This is a genomic window from Shewanella sp. ZOR0012 (assembly GCF_000798835.1).
GTDB lineage: Bacteria > Pseudomonadota > Gammaproteobacteria > Enterobacterales > Shewanellaceae > Shewanella > Shewanella xiamenensis.
This window is the reverse complement of sequence record NZ_JTLE01000019.1, coordinates 1-4,254: the sequence shown is the minus strand read 5'-3', so window position 1 is coordinate 4,254 and position 4,254 is coordinate 1. Positions and strand designations below refer to the sequence as shown.

The window sequence follows — 4,254 nt, the reverse complement described above, 5'->3', positions numbered from 1 at the left end:
ATGGTTGGATTATATCTTTAATTATTTTTTTCTTTTGAGCATCTATATTTCTCACAACCATAAAAAATGTGTCTTGAGTTCTAAATTTTTGCCTAAATATGTCATCCCCGATAGTTAAAAAACTTAACTCTCTATTAGAGTAAGATAGCTTGTTGATTATCTCTCCAATATTCCGCAAAAGAATTAAAATTTTTGAAATGTCATAATTTGATATGCTTTCATGTTCTACGGTACTAAACTCATCTAATGAGAGTGCTTTTCTTTTATAAACTGCATAGCTTTGATTCAATGTGTAATGTTCAGTAACAACTTTTAAACCAAAAGATTCAAGTAGTTCAAAAATCGCATCATCAAACTCGCGAATAATATCAAATTTATCTTTAATACTTACACTTCCAAGCCGAACAACACCAGTTCCTAAGCTACCTCCACGACCATAAATTCTGGCAAAGGAGCCTTGACTAAATAAATTGTCAAAAAAATCTCTATATAGAACTTCAACATCATTTATGTCTGATGTAAATTCAAACTTATTTGGTTTGTTTTTTGGGAATAGAAGATTGTAAAAAGAGTTAAAGCTAACAATCTTTACATCACTATCCAATAACTTGCTATCTAACTCTTCATTAATTATTTTTCGATGATGAAAATAATTACTGTAAGTATTTTGTGATAATGATATTTTAATTTGATACTGAGTTTCTTCACTTTTGTGCAATAATGCAACTATTGCTAACAGTGCGACAGTTGCTTTCATAATTTCTATAGGGAAAGAAAATAAGTCAACAAAGTATGAAAAGCATTTGCTTGTTCCGCAAGCGTTGATGTTACCAGTCCATACATCATTATAAAATATTATTGCTGTAACAATGATTGCAGATATAGTGCCAACAATCAATGTTATATAAAATGCCTTGTAATGCAACAATCCTTTGATACTCATAGATTTTCCTCAGTTTTTTTCTATGATATTCAAATAACTAAATCAAATCTACAATTTCTACTTTTGAAGTTTTGATATTCCCCTTTACTACCTGATTGGTATTCATATCCTTCATCACATAATCCAGAGGCACCAGCTTCGCCAGCACACTGGGGCTAATATCCATTTCTGCGGCCATCATACGGCGGTCGGCTGCGCGGCTTAGGCGACCACAGCGGATAATGGTCGCATTACCTAATGCGGTTTTGTCGGATTCGGCGGGGCGCTGGGTTAAGGCAAAGATAGGCGCTAGGCCACGGGCGCGGCCTTTGCGTATCACCTGCCCCCACCATGGCGGGGCTTTACTGGGGCTAGTCACATCGGCAATTTCTTCGGCGACCACGGCGGCATTGCACCAGCTAAAGGCACACTGCGCCCACACTTCAAACAGCTTAAAGTTAGTGGTAACAAAGCGAACCTTTAACGCGCCTCTTGGGTAACGCCTGAGAATATCAACTAATGCTGCGGCGGTAGTTACTTTAACAATGCCCTCAAGCTCGCCGTATTCATCCACTGGATCCCAAATTATTACTCGAGGGCATTTAAGCCGCTTAAGCTCGGCCTTAACATAGCTCGACTTTGCCGACCCCGTTGCACCACAGACGACCCGCACATCAGCCTTGCGGCTGGTATCAATCCGCTTTTTCGGTGGTCTGGTCATCGTTTTTCACCTCCTTTTCAGCGTGGCGTGGGGTTTTAAAACGCGGTGCGAGAATTGCCCCTGTGATAATCAGCGCATTAAGCTCGACCCCAAAGGCTCCCGCCCCTTCGGGGAAATACTTGTCGATTAATGCGCCGTAGCTGTCGGCAAGGGCTTGTTGTTCCTCAGGTGAAATATTCCAGTTAGGGGCAAAAATGGCGCAAGTCAGGCCAACAATCGGCGCGATTAGCTCGCTACCTGATACATGGGCGGCTTGTGTGGGTTGATAACCTTGGTTTTCGGCTTGAAGTCCGCCCCCTTCGATTTGCTGGGCAGCTGCTAGGGCGGCATCGAACTCGGTAAAATGCTCGGCTTCTACGCCTGTTAAATCTTCTTCGGGCAGTTGGTCTTGTTCTAACATAATTTCCCCTTGGGACTGTTACGGCATCACGCCGTTAATGGGCTTGTGGCTGGCTCGTTAACCGATTAGCCATTTAATAAAGGTTGGCTTTTCCTCCGTTGGCGATTCTGCCCCTGTAACGGGGATTTGTCCTGTGGACTCGTTAACGGGTACGCGGGCAGGAATGGGCGGGATTTTGACCCCGTTAATGATGACAGGACTCGTTAACGGCTTGGCGGTTTCAGGTTCCGTTACGGCTTGGTTTTCCGCTTTTTGTGTTGGTGACCAAATCACGGCATTTTCAAGCATCCAATCTTGCCCCGTGGGTAAGTTAGGCTTAATCATTCCCGCCTTACTCACATAGTAGAGTTTGCCGTTACAGTCGCGGCGCACTGGGGCTTTTTCATTGCAGAATGGGCAAAGGATTTCGCCTATATCCTCATTTTTAGGTTTACGTGCCATGCTACCCCCTTAATGATGTGGGCATAAAAGCCGCCAGTATTGAACCAAGCCAACGGCGTTTAGGTTTGGCTGCTGGCTTAACGGGTTCACTCGATACAGGTTCGACTTTTTTAGCCACCGTTTGACCAGGCGATTTAGTGATATTTGGCCGAATCGCTTCACGCTCGGCATAGCGGGCATTGTGCACCGCTGCGGCGGCGCGTTTGTTTGCATGATTACCCATGATTACGCCCCTCTATCGCATTTACGCGTTTATCCAATTCGGCAACGTGCTCGATAATGTCGCCTAACAGGTCATGGCTTTGACTGGCGGCTTTTTTGGCTAAGGTAATGGCTTGAAACGGCATTGCCTTTTCTGCTGCCTCAATCACTTGGCCAATTTTTTGGTGTTGCTCTAACAAGGCTTGAATTGCCATTGGTGGTACTCCTTCAGGTTTTGTTGGTGGTTTAAAATTTCGGTTTCGAGGTCGCGCTCTGGCACTAGCTTTTCGGCCAGCCATGCCGACCAAAGGCATTCTTTTTCGGCGAGGCGATTTCGCACCGCGCTATAGGTGGCGCGGGCGGCGTTAATGCCCTTTGTCCAAAGGCGCTGACAAATCTTGTTAGGTCTAAACTCGCTGGCGCTGCTTAAGCCTTGCCATTGACGAGCACCAATTGCCCAATTGAAAAACTTAGAAAGTGCCTCAGCACCTTTGAATGTGAGTTGATAGTCACAGACGCGAACCTCGCCCGCTTTGAGCGCCGCCTTGCTGGTTTTGATTTTTTGCTCGAGTTCGGCAATACGCTTATTAATTTTGGCGAGGGCATCGGCGCGGTTTTGCGCCTTCATTACAGCTTTGTCCCTAATGGCCTTTTCAAGCGCACCATAGGCGCGGCCAATTTCACGGCGCACAGGGGCGGCGCGGTTTTCTAGCTTGTATTTGATTTCACCAATGATTGAGGCCATATGCTCAGCGTGATAGCTGGCGATGGTTTCCCATGGCTCGGCGCGGGCTGATTTTGAAATGTTATAGCGGTTCCCCTTAATTTCGCCTTGGTCGGCCTTCTCGCCTTTGGTCAGATAGCCCAAGGCTTTGAGCAAATAGCCGCCCGCTGCATTGGCGCTTTTAATGCGTTGTAGATTGGCGAACCCCTGCCCCCAAAGCGCTTCGATACGCGCCGCCCAGTCATGGAACAAATGCGGCTCAACTTGCCAGCGCAGCAACACGTGACAATGCGGGTTAACTTCGCCCTGCTTGTTTTTGGGCGCTTCCGCTACCCATAGATAATCGAGTTTGTCGCCCGCGGGCTCCACAGTCTCAGTTGCGCCGATACAGTCAAAACCGTTTTCAGATTTAAGAATCGCCCCATCGGCTGACCAGCCGCGCAGATACATTTTGCTAATCGCATCAAAGAAGCGCGAACACTCCGCGCCTATGGTCGACTCGCCGCTGACAATCCGCTCACGTGCGGCACTGTTGAAAGTGAGCGTTAAAAACGTGGTAAACCCGCCACGCACTGCGGCCACATATGCGCCTGAGTCCAAGATATTGCGAGCGCCACGGCTGCTTAAGTCCTTGGTCACACGGTCGCCCGATTGTTGCGGCGGCGCATCACTTGGCGGCATATCGGCTTGAACCCGTAACCGGTATTCATTCGACCAAGCGCGATGAGACACCCGAACAACGGGCGTTTTGTTCAGGACTACGCCGCTACGGTCTGACTTGCGGGTACTGTTGTCCATCGGCGGCAACATTTCGCCCGTTTCAAGGTTTACCCGACCGAGTTCAG

General features: G+C 47.2%; 7 protein-coding genes. All 7 read right to left on the bottom strand.

The features are described 5' to 3' along the window. Positions 1-943: hypothetical protein (locus L976_RS00775; protein ID WP_047533170.1), on the bottom strand; the 943-nt coding region annotated here is incomplete at its 3' end. 37 nt (positions 944-980) lie between these two features. Then, positions 981-1,643 (bottom strand): hypothetical protein, encoded by a 663-nt coding sequence (locus L976_RS00770; protein ID WP_047533168.1) that lies wholly within the window; start codon positions 1,641-1,643, stop codon positions 981-983. After that, complete coding sequence (locus L976_RS00765) at positions 1,615-2,043, bottom strand: hypothetical protein (protein WP_047533164.1); 429 nt, start codon at positions 2,041-2,043, stop codon at positions 1,615-1,617. The genes L976_RS00770 and L976_RS00765 overlap by 29 nt, the downstream gene beginning before the upstream one ends. Positions 2,044-2,100: 57 nt before the next feature. Further along, the gene (locus tag L976_RS00760; protein WP_047533161.1) at positions 2,101-2,484 is read right to left on the bottom strand and encodes a hypothetical protein; all 384 of its coding nucleotides are present in this window, start codon (positions 2,482-2,484) and stop codon (positions 2,101-2,103) included. 1 nt (position 2,485) lies between these two features. Continuing rightward, a complete protein-coding gene (locus tag L976_RS00755) occupies positions 2,486-2,707 on the bottom strand; it encodes a hypothetical protein (RefSeq protein WP_047533159.1) in 222 nt (73 codons plus the stop codon). Then, positions 2,700-2,900: a hypothetical protein gene (locus tag L976_RS00750; RefSeq protein WP_047533157.1), complete on the bottom strand. Its 201-nt coding sequence runs from the start codon at positions 2,898-2,900 to the stop codon at positions 2,700-2,702. The genes L976_RS00755 and L976_RS00750 overlap by 8 nt, the downstream gene beginning before the upstream one ends. Next, the coding region (locus L976_RS23450; protein ID WP_052183937.1) for a rolling circle replication-associated protein at positions 2,879-4,254 on the bottom strand (1,376 nt) is incomplete at its 5' end. The genes L976_RS23450 and L976_RS00750, both read right to left, overlap by 22 nt.